This is a genomic window from Pseudomonas sp. LB3P58 (genome assembly GCF_054897895.1).
The window spans coordinates 235498-251850 of the sequence record NZ_JBUBVE010000001.1; the positions used below are offsets into that span (position 1 = coordinate 235498).

At 59.2% G+C, this 16353-nt stretch carries 12 protein-coding genes; 4 read left to right on the forward strand and 8 right to left on the reverse strand.

Going from position 1 to position 16353, the window contains the following annotated elements; genetic code table 11:
• Window positions 1-55: 55 nt before the first annotated feature.
• Window positions 56-2584, reverse strand: coding sequence for a PepSY domain-containing protein (locus ACYZTZ_RS01035; protein WP_461996950.1), 2529 nt, complete (start codon window positions 2582-2584; stop codon window positions 56-58).
• A 132-nt stretch (window positions 2585-2716) separates the two neighbouring features.
• Window positions 2717-5059 carry a TonB-dependent receptor gene (locus ACYZTZ_RS01040; RefSeq protein WP_461996951.1) on the reverse strand — a complete coding sequence of 781 codons (2343 nt, stop codon included), beginning with the start codon at window positions 5057-5059 and terminating at the stop codon, window positions 2717-2719.
• Between the two features lie 206 nt (window positions 5060-5265).
• On the opposite strand from ACYZTZ_RS01040, the gene ACYZTZ_RS01045 reads away from it, so the two are divergent.
• Both ACYZTZ_RS01045 and ACYZTZ_RS01050 read left to right on the forward strand, forming a co-directional pair.
• Window positions 5266-5946 (forward strand): Fe2+-dependent dioxygenase, encoded by a 681-nt coding sequence (locus ACYZTZ_RS01045; RefSeq protein WP_008148973.1) that lies wholly within the window; start codon window positions 5266-5268, stop codon window positions 5944-5946.
• Window positions 5943-6710 (forward strand): tetratricopeptide repeat protein, encoded by a 768-nt coding sequence (locus ACYZTZ_RS01050; protein ID WP_461996952.1) that lies wholly within the window; start codon window positions 5943-5945, stop codon window positions 6708-6710. The genes ACYZTZ_RS01045 and ACYZTZ_RS01050 overlap by 4 nt, the downstream gene beginning before the upstream one ends.
• Window positions 6711-6886: 176 nt before the next feature.
• Here ACYZTZ_RS01050 and ACYZTZ_RS01055 read toward each other — a convergent pair whose 3' ends face one another.
• The 5 genes from ACYZTZ_RS01055 to ACYZTZ_RS01075 all read right to left on the reverse strand — a co-directional run bounded on the left by ACYZTZ_RS01055 (window position 6887) and on the right by ACYZTZ_RS01075 (window position 11969).
• Window positions 6887-8050 carry a type III PLP-dependent enzyme gene (locus ACYZTZ_RS01055; RefSeq protein ID WP_033058084.1) on the reverse strand — a complete coding sequence of 388 codons (1164 nt, stop codon included), beginning with the start codon at window positions 8048-8050 and terminating at the stop codon, window positions 6887-6889.
• A 468-nt stretch (window positions 8051-8518) separates the two neighbouring features.
• Window positions 8519-9676 carry an osmoprotectant ABC transporter ATP-binding protein OsmV gene (locus tag ACYZTZ_RS01060; protein ID WP_056742886.1) on the reverse strand — a complete coding sequence of 386 codons (1158 nt, stop codon included), beginning with the start codon at window positions 9674-9676 and terminating at the stop codon, window positions 8519-8521.
• Entirely contained in the window at window positions 9673-10326 is a 654-nt protein-coding gene (locus tag ACYZTZ_RS01065) for an ABC transporter permease (protein ID WP_008148960.1), read from the reverse strand. The genes ACYZTZ_RS01060 and ACYZTZ_RS01065 overlap by 4 nt, the downstream gene beginning before the upstream one ends.
• 12 nt (window positions 10327-10338) lie before the next feature.
• Window positions 10339-11232 carry a glycine betaine ABC transporter substrate-binding protein gene (locus tag ACYZTZ_RS01070; protein ID WP_461996953.1) on the reverse strand — a complete coding sequence of 298 codons (894 nt, stop codon included), beginning with the start codon at window positions 11230-11232 and terminating at the stop codon, window positions 10339-10341.
• A 20-nt stretch (window positions 11233-11252) separates the two neighbouring features.
• The gene (locus tag ACYZTZ_RS01075) at window positions 11253-11969 is read right to left on the reverse strand and encodes an ABC transporter permease (RefSeq protein WP_461996954.1); all 717 of its coding nucleotides are present in this window, start codon (window positions 11967-11969) and stop codon (window positions 11253-11255) included.
• 363 nt (window positions 11970-12332) lie between these two features.
• Between ACYZTZ_RS01075 and ACYZTZ_RS01080 the strand changes: the two genes are divergently transcribed.
• Window positions 12333-13916, forward strand: coding sequence for a peptide chain release factor 3 (locus tag ACYZTZ_RS01080; RefSeq protein WP_131062973.1), 1584 nt, complete (start codon window positions 12333-12335; stop codon window positions 13914-13916).
• A 185-nt stretch (window positions 13917-14101) separates the two neighbouring features.
• Here the strand turns inward: ACYZTZ_RS01080 and ACYZTZ_RS01085 are convergent, their stop codons facing one another.
• Entirely contained in the window at window positions 14102-14467 is a 366-nt protein-coding gene (locus ACYZTZ_RS01085; protein ID WP_056742892.1) for a nuclear transport factor 2 family protein, read from the reverse strand.
• Between the two features lie 513 nt (window positions 14468-14980).
• On the opposite strand from ACYZTZ_RS01085, the gene ACYZTZ_RS01090 reads away from it, so the two are divergent.
• Window positions 14981-16210 carry an MFS transporter gene (locus ACYZTZ_RS01090; protein WP_461996955.1) on the forward strand — a complete coding sequence of 410 codons (1230 nt, stop codon included), beginning with the start codon at window positions 14981-14983 and terminating at the stop codon, window positions 16208-16210.
• Window positions 16211-16353 lie beyond the last annotated feature (143 nt).

Here is a 16353-nt window from a genome sequence, read left to right on the forward strand (position 1 = left end):
AAACTCACGGTCAGTCCCCTCTCCCTCCGGGAGAGGGTTAGGGTGAGGGGCTCTTTTAGTAGACGTCACGGCGGTAGCGGCCTTGCTCGATCAGGCGGTCGACCTCTGCAATTCCGAGTATTTCGTTGAGCACGTGATCCACGCCTGAAGCCATCCCTTGCAAGCTGCCGCAGATGTAAATGACCGCACCCTCGGCCAGCCATTTTTTCAACTCGTCCGCCGACTCGCGCAGTCGATCCTGCACGTAGATCTTCTCGGCCTGATCCCGCGAGAACGCCAGGTCCAGCCGCTCCAGATCCCCCGAAATCAACCATTCTTCCAGCTCATCGCGACACAGATAGTCATGCTCGCGATTGCGTTCGCCGAACAACAGCCAATGACGCTGCTGCCCATCGGCGATCCGCGCCTTGAGCAAGCTGCGCAGCCCGGCCAGGCCGGTGCCGTTGCCCAGCAGGATCATCGGTGCCGGTTCGACCGGCAGGTGGAAACCGCTGTTGCGCCGTACGCGCAGGCTGATGGTGCCGCCCACAGGGGCATGCTCGGTCAGCCAGCCGGAGCCGACACCCAGGCTGCCGTCGGGATGCAGTTCCTGGCGCACGATCAGTTCGAGGATGCCATCGGCGGCGATCGAGGCGATGGAGTATTCGCGCATGGCCAGGGGCACCAGCGCATCCACCAGCGCCTGGGCATGCAGGCCGACCAGGTGAGTTCTGTTTTCTGGCAGTTGTCGACTGGCGAGGGCTCGCTCCAGCGGTTGCGACAGGCCACCGAGCGCAACCGTGGCGCGACCGTCAATGCCCAGGCCATCGAGGAAATGTTCGATCGCCCACGGACAATTGCGCGGCAACACTTCCACCAGGTCGCCGGCCAGCCAACTGCTGGTGCTGGGGGCGGTGAGGCCGAGCAAATAAACACCCGAACCGCTGCTGTCAGGGTTGAGCAACTCGCGGCGGGTCAGGTTCCAGTTGTCATAGCTTGGCGCTTGCCAGGTGTCCACGGGCGTCTGTCCGGTCAGCAGGCCGAGTTGCTGCTGCCAGTGACGCAAGGCGTAAGGGTCGCCGCTGTCGACCTCCACCGGGGCGAACAGGGTCTTGCCTCCGTGCTCGCCCAGCCATGTGTGCAAGCGTCGAGCGAAGCCGCAGAAGTGCTGATACTGGCGATCACCGAGGCCGAGCACGGCGTAGTTCAGGCGTTCCAGGCTCAACGTCCGGCCCAGCACTTTGCGCTCGAAACCCCGGGCGCTGTCCGGCGCCTCACCGTCGCCGAAGGTGCTGACCACGAACAACGCATTGCTGGAATCACGCAAGTCTTGCTCGCTGACGTCCGCCAGCGGCTGAACCTTCACCGGCAGGCCCGCAGCCTGCAATTGCCCGGCGGTCTGCCACGCCAGTTGCTCGGCAAAGCCGCTCTGGCTGGCGAAGCCGATCAGCCACGCCGATGCGTCATTGTCCGGTTGTGCGAGGTCTTTGCGGGCATTCTTGATCTGCTTTTTCTTGCGTCGACGATCGAGGTACAACAACCAACCGGTGACGAAAAACAGCGGCATCGTCAGCGCACTAATCGTCAGGATGATCCGCCCGATGATTCCGAAGTAGCTGCCGACGTGCAGCGCGTAAATGCTGGTCAGCAGTTGCGCCTTGAGGCTCTTGTCGCTGTAGCGATCATGGTGCTTGACGACGCCGGTGGCCGGATCCAGCGAGATCTGGTTCAGCGCGCGGTCGTGAGGTGAGGTGTTCAACAGGTAGAACACGGTGGCCGGCTGCCCGGCCACGGGCGGCATGCGGATGTTGTAGGCACTCAGTGCCGGGCCGGCGGCGCTGTAGATGCTGCTCCACATCGCTGCGTAGTCGGCGGTGGGTGCCGGGCCGCTTGGCGCAGGACCGCGACCGCCGCGAACGCGCTCGTTCTGTGGTGAGTCGGAAAGCAATCGGGTCAGGCCCTTGTTGTACCACTCATAGGACCAGGACAACCCGGTGAGCGCTGCCAGGAGGTAAAACATCAGGCACCAGGTGCCGGCGACGGAGTGCAAATCCCAGTTGAAGCTGCGGCCCTTTTTCTTCCAGTCGAGGGTCAGCCAGGCGCGCCAGCTTTTCCACTGACGCGGCCAGCGCAGGTAAAGACCGGACAGGCAGAAGAACACCAGAATCAGCGTACAGGCACCGGTGATCTGCCGACCGCTATCGCCCATGGCGAGGAAGCGGTGCAGTTGCAGCATCAGGCCGAAGAAATCCTGGCCGGTGGCGTCGCCCATGAACTCGGCGGTGTACGGGTCGAAGTAGCGCATCTGCCCACGGCGCTCGCCCGGTGGCGGAGTAAAGATCACGCGCGCGGCGTTACCACTGTCGGTCTCGACCCAGAGCATCGAGACTTTCTTGCCCGAGGCGCCTTCGATTTTTTCCACCAGTTCAGCGGGCGGCAGGACGCCGGCGACCTGCTTCTCGACCTGCAACACAGAAGGGTTCAGCGCGCGCAGGATTTCATCCTGAAACGACACCGTCGCCCCGGTGATGCCCATCAGGGCCAGGACCAGTCCGGCGCTGATGCCGAAAAACCAGTGCAACTGGAACAGGGTTTTCTTCAACACGTCGCTCGCCTTGTTCGTTCGAAAGTAATGATCACGGCGCGCATTATGCCGTGGGTTGTCGAGAAACATTCTTTTTTACGCACAAAAGCCCCGTTCACCTGGATGAACGGGGCCCTGGTCTTCACGCTTCTATCAGAAGTGGAAGTTGGTGCTCAGCAATGCTGTACGACCCGCCGCCTGGTTGGCGAAGTGGGTCGAGAAAGCTTTGTCGTAGTAGGTTTCATCGGTCAGGTTCTGCACGTTCAGTTGCAGGTCGACGTTTTTGCTCAGCTTGTACGCGGCCATTGCGTCGTAACGAACGTAGGAATCAACCATGGTGGTGTTGGCCACGCTGCCGAACACATCATCGACATAAAACGCACCGCCACCGATGGTCAGCTTCGGCGTGACCTGATAAGTCGTCCACAAGCTGGCACTGTTTTTCGGTGTGTTAGGCAGCTCGTTGCCTTCGGTGGCGCGGTTCAGCGGGCCGCCATCGACCTGCTCGCTGTCCATGTATGCGTAACCGGCGAACACTTGCCATTTGTCGGTGATCTTGCCGCTGGCCGACAGTTCGATACCTTGAACGCGGGTTTTGCCGGCGTTTTCATAGGCGGTTGTGTCGACTTGAACGCGAGCGTTTTCTTTCTCGGTGCGGAAGATGTCGGCGGTCAACGACAGGCGATCGTTCAGCAGGTCCCACTTGGTACCGATTTCGTAGTTCTTGGTGGTTTCCGGTTCCATGTCGCTTTTGAGCACATCTTTGTTGCGATCAACCGTGCCACCCAGCGGGTTGCCGTCCATGCCTTCGCCGAGGGTGGCGCCTGGTGGAGTGGCAGAAGTTGCGTAGGACGCATAGATGCTGCCGTTTTCGGCCGGCTTGTAAACCACACCGAATTGACCGGTGACGAATTCGCTGGTGTCTTTGCCTTTTGCAGGTACGCCTTTGTTTACGACCGTCGCCCCTACGCTGTCAAAGGTGCGGTACTGGGTGTCGAAATGGTCGTAACGCAGGCCCATGTTCACCAGCCATTGCTCGGACAACTCCAGTGTGTCGAACACATACAGCGCATAGGTATTGGCTTTGGTGTCGGTGCCAGCGTAGTTACGCGAGATTGCACCGTTCCATGGGTCGTTCGGGTTCGGGTTGGACAGCGAGGTACAGTTGTAACCGCTCGGTGCGCCAATCATCGCCGGTGTGCAGTTGGTGCTTGCAGGAGGAACGGTCGTTGCCGGGGTGGTGTCGGTGTTGACGTTGTACGAGGACTTTTCGCTTTCCTCGCGGCTCAACTCGATACCGGTAGAGAAGCTGTTTTTGAATCCGGCGATGTAGACGTCGCCAAACAGATCGGTCTGGTTAGTGGTGGTTTCGGTGTTGCTGACCCGGGTGTTGGCCCGACGCCAGACGCTGCCGTTGTTGACGTTGCCCTTGCTGTCGTCCGGCTGGGTCAGGATGTAGTCCTGCATGCTGGTGCCGTGGCGCAGGGTGTTCTTGACGGTCAGCGCGTCGCTCAGATCGTGCTCGATGGCGATGGTTGCGGTGTCGGTGCGGCCCTTGCGGAAGTCGCGGCCGTCGAGACCGTAGAAGTTGCTGCTGTCGCCGCCGTCGTTCGGTTTATCCGGATTGGCTTTGGTACGGGCAGCTGCCAGCCCGGTCGGGATGGAGTATGGAATGCCGGAATCTGGCGTGTCGTTGCTTTCCAGGTGGTAGTAGTCGAGGTTGACGCGAGTGTCGGTGCCCAGGCCGAAGGCCAGCGACGGTGCGATGCCCCAGCGATCGTAATCGACGGTGTCACGGCCGGCGACGTTGCTTTCGTGGCTCATCAGGTTCAGACGGCCAGCGGCGGTGTCGGTGAACTGATAGTTGCCATCCATGGTGTAACGCTGGGTCTGGTCGGAACCCCAGGTGAAACCGCCATCGAGCGAATTGCCAAGGTGTGCCTTTTTGCTCACCAGGTTGATGCTGCCACCGGCAGCGCCACGGCCGCCCATGGCCGAGTTCGGGCCTTTGCTGACTTCGATCGACTCAACGGCGAAGATCTCGCGGCTCTGCGAACCGGTATCGCGCACGCCATCCAGATACGTATCGCCCTGGGCATCGAAGCCGCGAATGAATGGGCGGTCGCCTTGCGGGTTGCCACCTTCACCGGCACCGAAGGTGATGCCTGGAACAGTGCGCAGCGCGTCCTGCATGTTGAGGGCGCCAGTGTCCTTGAGCACTTGTTGCGGGATGACGGTGATCGAGCGCGGCGTGTCCACCAGCGGCGCGGTGTACTTGGGCGAGGAGGCTTTTTCGACGTGGTAGGAAGTCTCGTCCTGAGCCTCGCCAGTGATGGCGGTTGCGCCCAGAGAAATCACATTACTCGGTGCTTTTTCGTCAGCTTTTTCCGCCGCGAAAACCATGTGGCCCGCAGAACCGGCAGTAATCGCCACGCCAATTGCAGACGCGAGCAAACGCGGTGAACTGGCCGGTAATTGTAGTTGTTGGCGTGACATGAGAATTCCCCTCCCCAAGGATTTGAGGCCGCGGAATATAGGGTAAACAGGTATTTGTATCAATTGCGAAACGTTACTATTCGCGACAAATTTACATTCTTTACAATTTGCCCTTACGGTTTTTGCTGTCTCGTTCGTCACAGGGGTTGTACACAGGCAATAAGAATCAATACCATTGCCGCCTCTTTGTCCTCAGGTGTCATCCCATGCTGCTGCACATTCCCGGTGTGTTCGCGAAAGAAGAAGTGCAGCGCATCCGCGAGGCTCTGGAGCAGGCAGATTGGGCCGACGGCAAAATCACCGCCGGCTACCAGTCGGCCAAAGCCAAGCACAACCTGCAGCTGCCGGAAGGTCATCCGCTGGCCAAGGAAGTCGGCGCGGCGATGCTGGAACGGCTGTGGAAAAATCCGCTGTTCATGTCGGCGGCGTTACCGCACAAGGTCTTTCCTCCGTTACTGAACTGTTACACGGCTGGCGGCAGTTTCGACTTTCACATCGACAACGCCGTGCGCCAGCCCAAGGGCAGCATCGAGCGGGTGCGCACCGATTTGTCGGCCACTCTGTTCTTCAGCGAACCGGACGACTACGACGGCGGCGAACTGGAAATCCAGGATACCTTCGGCACCCAGCGGGTGAAGTTGCCGGCCGGCGACATGGTTCTGTACCCCGGCACCAGCCTGCACAAGGTCAACGCCGTGACGCGCGGCACTCGCTACGCCTCGTTCTTCTGGACCCAAAGCCTGGTCCGCGAAGACAGTCAGCGCGCCTTGCTGTTCGAGATGGACGGGGCGATCCAGCAGTTGACCCAGGACATGCCCGACCACCCTTCGCTGATTCGCCTCACCGGCACTTATCACAACCTGTTGCGTCGCTGGGTCGAGGTATGAGTTATCAACTGCGCTGTGAGGAAGTGCTCGACGGTGACCGCCTCAAAGCCATGCTCGAGGAAAGCCCGGCGCGCGCGGCACAGGCGATTCTCATCGCCGCCCGCGAAGGTGTACTCGATGCTCAGGCGTTGCTCGGGCAGATTCTGCTGGATGGGCAGGGCATCGAGCAGGATCAGCCGCTGGCCGTGCGCTGGTTCGAGATAGCCGCTCAGGGCGGGCACTTGATGGCGCGCAACATGCTCGGTCGTTGTCATGAGCACGGTTGGGGTTGCGTTGCCGACGCCGCCGTTGCTGCGGGGCATTATCGCCTGGCCTCCGAAGCGGGGCTGGATTGGGCGATGTACAACTTCGCCAACCTGTTGGCTACCGGGCGCGGAGTGATCGAGGATCAGCTGCAAGCACTTAACCTGTATCGCCATGCGGCCGAACTGGGCCATGCGAAATCAATGAACCTGCTGGGGCGTTACCTGGAAGACGGGCGAGTGTGTCCGGCAGATCCGCAAGCTGCGCGTGACTGGTATCGACGCTCGGCGGTCGGCGGGGATTTTCGCGGGCAGTTCAGTTACGCCGCCGTGCTGGCGGATGAAGGCGATATCGACGAGGCGCTGGGTTGGCTGCACAAAGCACTGGCCGGGGGGAACCTGAATTTCTTGCGGGTCGCCAGTAAGGCGTTGGCGAGCGCGACGGATCCGAAAATTCGAGCGTTGGCGGTGGATTATGCCCATCGTTCCGCCGAACTGGAGCACGACCTGAAACCCCTGTAGGAGCTGTCGAGTGCAACGAGGCTGCGATCTTTTGATTGTTAAGGGCAAGATCAAAAGATCGCAGCCTCGTTGCACTCGACAGCTCCTACAGGGCGGCGGGGTGTTTTCGGGGGCGGATTTCAGACACAAAAAAGCCCATGACACGTCATGGGCTTTTTCATTTCTACGCGTAGTGCTTACACGTAAAACGACTTCAGCGGCGGGAAGCCATTGAACTCAACGGCGCTGTAGCTGGTGGTGTAAGCACCGGTCGACAACCAGTACAAACGGTCACCAATCGCCAGGTTCAGCGGCAGGCCGTACTTGTAGTTCTCGTACATGATGTCGGCGCTGTCGCAGGTTGGGCCGGCGATGACCACTTCTTCCATCTCGCCTTTCTTCTCGGTCCAGATCGGGAACTTGATGGCTTCGTCCATGGTTTCGATCAGGCCGGAGAATTTGCCCACATCCGTGTACACCCATCGCTCTACCGCGGTACGGGATTTACGCGCCACCAACACCACTTCGCTGACCAGGATGCCGGCGTTGGCGATCAGCGAACGGCCCGGTTCCAGGATGATTTCCGGCAGCTCGTCGCCGAAGTCTTCCTTGAGGAAACGGATGATTTCTTCAGCGTAGGTTTCCAGGCTGTTGGTGCGGGTGATGTAGTTGGCCGGGAAGCCGCCGCCCATGTTGATCAGCTTCAGGTGAATGCCGTCTTCTTCTTTCAGGCGTTCGAAGATCACTTTGACCTTGGCGATCGCCGCGTCCCAGACGCTGATGTCGCGCTGTTGCGAGCCGACGTGGAACGAGATGCCGTACGGCACCAGGCCCAGGTCGCGAGCGAGGATCAGCAAGTCCATGGCCATGTCGGTCTGGCAGCCGAATTTGCGCGACAGAGGCCAGTCAGCGGTGGTCGAGCCTTCGGTGAGGATGCGCACATAGACTTTCGAACCCGGTGCAGCCTTGGCGATGTTGCGCAGGTCGGCTTCGGAGTCGGTGGCATACAGACGCACGCCCTTCTCGTAGAAGTAGCGAATGTCTTTGGATTTCTTGATGGTGTTGCCGTAGCTGATGCGATCCGGGCCGACGCCCTGGTTCATCACTTTGTCGAGCTCGTAGATCGAAGCGATGTCGAAGTTCGAGCCTTTCTCTTTGAGCAGGTCGATGATTTCGACGGCCGGGTTGGCCTTGACCGCGTAGTAGACCTTGGCGAATTCGAAACCGGCGCGCAGGTCGTCATAGGCCTGGCTGATCATCGCGGTGTCGATCACCACGAACGGGGTTTCTTGTTTGTCGGCGAAGGCCTTCATTTTGTTGAAGGTATCGCGCGCGAAATAGTCTTCGACGTTGATCGACATGCTGGGAACTCCTACTGGCAAACTGAAATTAACAATGGGTGCAAATGAACGTCCTCCGTATCCCCACTTTGGTTCGCCTACTTCCCAAGGCATGTCGCCGAAAGCAAAAAGGCCATGGGAAGCGGTGCTTTCCCTTGGCCTTGCTGTCTCGTCGTCAGTACTTGAGCCGGATGGATCGTTTCCAGCATGGACGTTCGGCGCGAACTTTAGGGCGTGAGGGGCTTGAGATCAACAAAAAATGTCGCGTTTTTACACACATCCGTCGTGCGGTCCCGGACAGCTACTGATGTAACCGACTTGCATGACAGTGTGATGTTCCCGTAGGAGGGATATTTGAGGTGGTTCAGCGGGATTTGTGGTGCCCCATTCGCGAGCAAGCCCGCTCCCACATTGGATCTGCGACATTCCACTATTTTGTGGCTGAACACGGACCAATGTGGGAGCGGGCTTGCTCGCGAAGGCGTCAGATCAGGCGACTGCAGTTTCAGCCGGCGAAACAATGCTGGTCTTGCCCCCACGAGACTTGCCGGAGCTCAGGTACTCGGCAATCGATTCCTGTGTCACTTCACCCAGGAACACCCGCTCCGCATCCATCACCGGCAACCACGAGCGGTTGAATTCGTACATGCGCGACAGCAGGATGCGCAAATGTTCGTCATACACGGCGGTGGCGTTGAACTCGCGCAGGTATTGCGCGCACGTGCCGGTCTGACGGTGCAGGTCGCGACGGCGCACGTAGCCCAGTGCTTTATTGTCGGCGCAAGTGACCACCACGTAGCGACGGTCCAGTTCGTCCATCAACTCCAGGGCTTCAGCCACTGGCGTTTCCGGGCTCACCGACGGCGCGTTGTCCGCTGCATCTTCGGCTTTCACCAGCAACAGACGCTTGAGGGTGCTGTCCTGGCCAACGAAGTTGCTGACAAAGTCATCCGCCGGGTGCGCCAGCAGCGTGTCCGGGTGATCGATCTGCAGCAGTTTGCCGGCGCGGAAGATTGCGATCTTGTCGCCCAGCTTGATGGCTTCATCGATGTCGTGGCTGACCATGATTACGGTCTTGTTCAGCGCGCGCTGCATTTCGAAGAACTCGTTCTGAATCATTTCGCGGTTGATCGGGTCGACCGCGCCAAACGGTTCGTCCATCAGCAACAACGGCGCATCCGCCGCCAGCGCACGAATCACGCCGATCCGTTGCTGCTGGCCACCGGACAATTCACGCGGGTAGCGAGTCAGATACTGTTTGGGTTCGAGCTTGATCATGCTCATCAACTCGCGAGCGCGGTCGTGGCATTTCTGTTTGTCCCAGCCCAGCAGACGCGGAACGATAGTGATGTTTTCCTCGATGGTCATGTTCGGGAACAGACCGATCTGCTGGATCACATAACCGATGTTGCGGCGCAGGGTCACGGCGTCGAGGTCGGTGGTGTCTTCGCCGTTGATCAGGATCTTGCCGGAGGTCGGCTTGATCAGGCGATTGATCATTTTCAGCGTGGTGCTTTTGCCGCAACCCGATGGCCCGAGGAACACACAGATCTCGCCTTCATTGACGGTCAGGCTTACCGAGTCCACGGCTTTCACATCTTTGCCGTTGCTTTGGAAGGTCTTGCTGAGGTTTTGAAGTTCGATCATTTCAGGAGTCCTTTTGGAGTCAGCGTGCGTTGCAGCCATTGCAGAAGCAGGTCGGCGAAGATGGCCAGGAGACTGACCAGCACGGCGCCGACGATCAGCATCGACATGTCGCTGCGGCTGATGGAAGCGAGAATGAGTACACCGAGGCCACCGGCGCCGATGGTGGCGGCGATGGTCATGACACCAATGTTCATGACCACGGCGGTGCGCACACCGGCGAGGATCACTGGCACCGCGATCGGCAGTTCGACCATGCGCAGGCGCTGGCCGAAGGTCATGCCGATGCCGCGGGCGGCTTCGCGAATGCCGGGGTCGACGCCGGTCAGGGCGAGGTAGGTGTTACGCATGATCGGCAGCAGTGAGTACAAAAACACCGCGGTGATCGCCGGCATCGGACCCAAGCCCTGGCCGAATTTTGAGTAGAACGGCAGCAGCAGGCCGAACAGCGCAATCGACGGAACCGTCAGTAGCACCGTGGCGCTGGCTTGCAAGGGGCCGGCGAGTGTCGGGAAGCGCGTCATCAGGATGCCCAGCGGCACGCCGACCAGAATCGCCAGGGTCACGGCAATGCCGACCAGGGTGATGTGCTGCCCGGTCAGTTGCAGGACCAACGGCCAGTCGAGATGGGAAAAGGCGTTCAGAAATTCCATGTCTTTTCCTCCTTATTTGATGGGGTGCTGGCGCAGGAAATCGGCGGCAACGGATGAAGGGCTTTCGTGATCGACATCGACCCGCGCATTGAGCTGGCGCATGGTCGCGTCGTCGAACAGTTCGGCCAGTGGCTTGAGTTCTTCGGCGAGTTTCGGATGGGCGTCGAGGTAAACCTGACGCACCACCGGCGCGGCGGTGTAGTCCGGGAAGTAATGCTTGTCGTCTTCCAGCAGTTTCAGCTTGAAGGCGTTCAAGCGACCGTCCGTGGTGTAGACCAGACCGGCAAACACCTGACCATTGCGCAGGGCGGTGTAGACCAGCCCGGCATCCATCTGGCGAATGTTTTTGCGGGTCAGGTTCATGCCGTAGAGGTCGACCATGCCGTCCAGACCGTCGGAACGGTTGGCGAATTCGGTGTCCAGGGCGACGAGGTGATTGGTCTTCGCCTCAGCCTGCATCACCGTGTTCAGCTCGCTGATGGTGTTGATCTGCGGATACGCCTTCGCGGTGTTTTCTGGCAGGGCCAGCGCGTAGGTGTTGCTGAATTTCGACGGGGTGAGCCAGATCAGGCCTTTTTTCGCGTCGAGTTCTTTCACCTTGGCGTAGGACTGAGCGCTGTCGAGTTTTTCAGTGATGTGGTTGTAAGCCACCAGCGACACGCCGGTGTATTCCCACATCAAATCCAGCTGACCACTTTCGTGGGCGCCGCGGGCCAGGTTGCTGCCCAGACCGCCGGTCACTTGGGTGTCGTAACCCTTGGTGCGCAGGTATTGGGAGGTGATTTCCGCCAGCAGGGTTTGTTCGGTGAACACCCGGGCGCCGATGCGGATCACCGGCTTTTCAGCGGCTTGGGCAAATCCTGCGAACAGCAGAACGCAGCCTGTTAAAAAGCTTAATGTCTTCATAAAAATTCCTTTGCCGAGGCTTAAGACGGGCGGAGGCCGCGTTCGAGCCAGAGGCGGCTGGCGAGTGTCACCAGACCGTCGAGCAGCAAGGCCAGCAGGGCGGTGCAGGCCGCGCCGAGCAGCAGTTGCGGCTGATTGTTCAGGGCGATGCCTGGGAAAATCAGGCTGCCCAGACTGTTGGCGCCGATCAGGAACGCCAGCGGTGCGGTGCCGACGTTGATTGCCAGCGCCACGCGCACGCCACCGATGATGATCGGCACGGCGTTCGGCAGTTCGACCCGCCACAACACCTGAGTCGGTGTCATGCCGATGCCGACGGCCGCTTCCTTGAGCGAAGCCTGGACGTTTTTCAAGCCTTCATAGGTGTTGCGCACGATCGGCAACAGCGAGGCGAGGAACAGGGCGAAAATCGCGGGGCCGCTGCCGATGCCGAGGATACCCAGGGCGATGGCCAGTACGGCAAGAGGCGGCACGGTGTTGCCGATGTTGAAGATCTGCATGAAGCGTTCAGCGCGGCCCACCATGGTCGGGCGGCTGAGAAAGATACCGGCGGGTATGCCCACAACGAGGGCGGCCAGCATGGAAGCGAGGACGAGAATCAAATGGGCTTGCAGGTAAAACAACAAATCGTCGCGGTAATGTTCGATCGTGTTGATGCCAATCCAGTGGACCAGCAGGGCCAGAAGGGCGACGACAACCGCACCTCCTATCAGCCCTTTGCCATAGCGAATAGCCACAGGCAGACTCCTTTTTCTTTGTCGGCGAACGCAGTCCCGTGAGGCATGCCATTCCTGGCTGCCGGGAGTATCAACGTTCGCGAGAAGCAGCTCTTCATGCTGATAAAACCGCATGAGATCGAGCCATAAGCGCAGCCTCGTCAGGCCAACTTGCTGATTTTTCAGCCCCTGGTACGAGTGCCGTAACAGGGGAGTGGACGTCTGCACCTTTTAAAAGGTTCCATAATTAACAGCATTTAGCCACCCTTGATGTCCCTTCCGGCCCGTCGATCGCCGTTGGCGACAGGGCGAACGGTGGTCCGTAGATGTCGGTTTGCGCTATACTCGCCGCCCTTTTTTGAATCACCTGCCAGGCGATTTCCCATGACCAAACAGGCCGCCGAAGTCGCGAAACGCCGCACTTTCGCCATTATTTCCCACCCCGATGCCGGTAAAACCACCATCACCGAGAAGCTCTTGCTGATGGGCAAGGCGATTGCGATTGCTGGCACGGTGAAATCTCGCAAGTCTGACCGCCATGCCACCTCCGACTGGATGGAAATGGAAAAACAACGGGGTATTTCCATTACCACGTCGGTCATGCAGTTCCCGTATCGCGACCACATGATCAACCTGCTCGACACCCCGGGCCACGAAGACTTCTCCGAAGATACCTACCGCACCCTGACGGCGGTTGACTCGGCCTTGATGGTCCTCGACGGCGGTAAGGGTGTAGAGCCACGCACCATCGCGCTGATGGACGTCTGCCGTCTGCGTGACACGCCAATCGTCAGCTTCATCAACAAACTCGACCGTGACATCCGCGACCCGATCGAACTGCTCGACGAAATCGAAGCGGTCCTGAAGATCAAGGCAGCGCCGATCACCTGGCCGATCGGTTGCTACCGCGATTTCAAGGGCGTTTATCACCTCGCCGACGACTACATCATCGTGTACACCGCTGGCCACGGCCACGAGCGCACCGATGTGAAAATCATCGAGAAACTCGACTCCGATGAAGCCCGCGCGCACTTGGGCGACGAGTACGATCGCTTCGTCGATCAGCTGGAACTGGTGCAGGGCGCCTGTCACGAATTCAACCAACAGGAATTCCTCGACGGCCAACTGACCCCGGTGTTCTTCGGTACCGCACTGGGCAACTTCGGTGTCGATCACGTGCTCGACGCCGTGGTCAACTGGGCGCCGAAACCGCTGGCCCGTGTCGCCAACGAGCGCACCGTGGAACCGGTTGAAGAAAAATTCGCCGGCTTCGTGTTCAAGATCCAGGCGAACATGGACCCGAAACACCGCGACCGAATCGCCTTCATGCGTATCTGCTCCGGCAAGTACGAAAAAGGCATGAAGATGCGCCACGTGCGCACCGGCAAAGACGTGCGGATCGGCGATGCACTGACCTTCTTCTCCTCCGAGCGTGAGCAACTGGAAGAAGCGTTCGCCGGCGACATCATTGGTTTGCACAACCACGGCACCATCCAGATCGGCGACACCTTTACCGAAGGCGAAGTCCTGGGCTTCACCGGTATCCCGCACTTCGCTCCGGAACTGTTCCGTCGCGTGCGCCTGCGTGATCCGCTGAAATCCAAGCAACTGCGTCAGGGGCTGCAGCAACTGGCGGAAGAGGGCGCGACCCAAGTGTTCTTCCCGACGCGCAGCAACGACATCATTCTCGGCGCCGTCGGTGTGCTGCAGTTCGATGTGGTCGCCAGCCGTTTGAAAGAGGAATACAAGGTCGAGTGCTCCTATGAGCCGATCACCGTTTATTCCGCGCGCTGGATCGATTGCAGCGATAAGAAGAAGCTCGAAGAATTCCAGATCAAGGCTGTGGAAAACCTCGCGATTGACGGCGGCGGTCACCTGACCTACCTGGCCCCGACGCGGGTCAACCTGGCGCTGATGGAAGAACGCTGGCCGGATGTGAAATTCAGGGCGACGCGTGAGCATCACTAAGCGCTGATCGGCTACATCAAAAACCCCGTTGCGAAAGCAGTGGGGTTTTTTGTTGACCCGATTTCAGCCAGTTAAGCGAAATCCCTGTGGGAGCGGGCTTGCTCGCGAAAGCAATAGACCCGCCAACAGAAGTGATGAGGCTGATGGCCCCTTCGCGAGCAAGCCCGCTCCCACAGGTTTTGTGCTCACTGCTGCAGGATAAATGTCCCTTGATGGAAAACCATCTGCCATTGCTCATCTTGCTTACGCCAAATCGAACAACGCAAGCTGTTGGCAGGGGCGCGCTGGCTGCTGGTGGCGGTGTGACAGTGGTAGGTCACAAGCACGGTGTGTTCTGACAGCTGTTTGACTGCGAATTCGCTGATCGTGCGTTTGGTAAAGGGCTGATCGGGCAAATGCTCGACTAGGTCGGCTTTGGTCCAAGTGCTGCCGCTGGCGCCAAACTCGATGAAGTCGTCGGCGATCAGAAGGGCGATTTCTTCGGCATCGCACCGAACATCTTGCGACTGGAGGCGTTGTTCGAGTTGCAGCAGTGTCTGCGATAGATCCATGGCGGTAGCCTTTGTCTGAGTGCTCACTCTCAGCTTGCGTAGTTAGGGCTTGTGCTTTACTCCACGGCTGTGGATCAGCCGGATGTCTTCCTTGAACTGTTCTCTAAATCCTTTCAAGCGTTCATGGCGAATCTGTGCCAGACGTTGCCTCGCGCGAGGCTTCAATCCTGCAAGGAATTATCATGGTTCGCAACGACCCAGATTTCTGACAGGCTGCGTGCATTGATCTTGAGTATGTAGGAGCACGGCTTGCCGGCGATGGCGGTTTCGAAATTGTCATCGCGAGCAAGCTTTGCTCCTACGGGTTGTGTGGTGCCCCTGATCTTTGATCAGTACCAAGCGATCTGCGTGTGAGGTTTTTCTGTAGGTATTTTCCCGTGATTTCGTAGCTTGACTCTGGTTTTCCATTATCGGGGCTTTTCCTCGCGACAATGAACTCGTCGACGTCTAGTGTTCAGAGGACATTTCGCAAGCAGCGACTTTCCACGAGCAGGAGCACAAGGGATCAATGGAATGACAATTCGGTTGACTCACCTGCTGCGGCTGGACGGCTATTTCTGCACCATGGCCTGGGTACTGGCGGCGCTGCTTTTCATCAATCGCTTGAGCAGCATGGTCAAGCTGTTCATGGCGCTGTACCTGCGTCAGGAACTGGGGCTGGCCATTGAAACAGTCGGCTGGCTGCTGTCCGCTTATGGCGCCGGACTGTTGATCGGCTCGATGCTGGGTGGATGGCTGAGCGATCATGTGCCCACGGCGCGGCTGACGGCTGCGCTGTTTTTTGCCTCGGTGTGGACGCTGGTCTTGCTCGGGCTGACCACGCAGGTGCCGCTGCTGGCAGGTTTGCTTTTGCTCAGCGGGACACTCGACGGGGCGATTCGTACGCTGCATCAGCGGCTGATCATGGAGTACTGCGAGGTGGCGCAGCGTCCTCGCGCGCAGACCTTGAGCCGTGTCGCCAGAAACCTCGGAATGGCTGCCGCTGGCTTGGCGGGCGGGGTGCTGGCGCAGACCGATTTTCGCTGGGTGTTTTTTGTCAGCGCGGCCATGACCCTGCTGGCATTGCTTTGGTTTGTCCGCACGACATGGCATCGACCAGTGCTGATTCCTGACGAAACGCCCGATGTCGGCACAGGCACAGGCGTCCCCTATCGAGATCGACTGTTCCTCTGGTTGCTGGCAGCAGTGATCCTGCTCGGCATGGCGTTCGACTCGATCTACAGCATGCTCGGCAATTACCTGCGGGATTACTACCGGTTGAGCACTGAAGCCATCGGTTGGCAGTTCGGGCTCAATGCGATGCTGATTGTGGTATTGCAAATACCGCTTTCGCACTGGGGTGAACGCTGGGGCGTGCGCCGGCAACTGGCGGCGGGATGTGTGTTGCTGGCGGTCGGACTCGGCATGTTGCCGCTCGGTTCCGGGGTGTTTTACGCCTGCCTTTCGACTGTGGTCTGGACCCTGGGGGAAGCCTTGTTCATGCCGCCGCTGAATGTACTCGTCATGCAGCACGCGCAGGCCGGAAAAAGCGGCCAGTACTTCGGCCTGTTCTTCATGTGCTGGAGTGCGAGCGCGCTGCTTTCGCCTGTGCTTGGCGGGCAGCTTTACGGTCATTTCGGTGGCCACAGTGTCTGGCTCGCAAGCGCGGCGCTGGCGGTGTTGTCCATACCGCTGTTTTATCAAGCAACGCGTTTGTCGGAGCGGCAACGGGTTCTCTCCTCGGCGCACGGCGAGCCTGCTTAACTTAGCTGATCTGGTTATAGACATTATGCAAAACCAATCTCCCTCTCGGCGGCATTCTGTCCATTCGTTAGCGTCCTATCTGGAGAATCGGGTGAATCGGAACTAGATTTCACACAGCGCCAGACAAGCACCCCATGCACCAC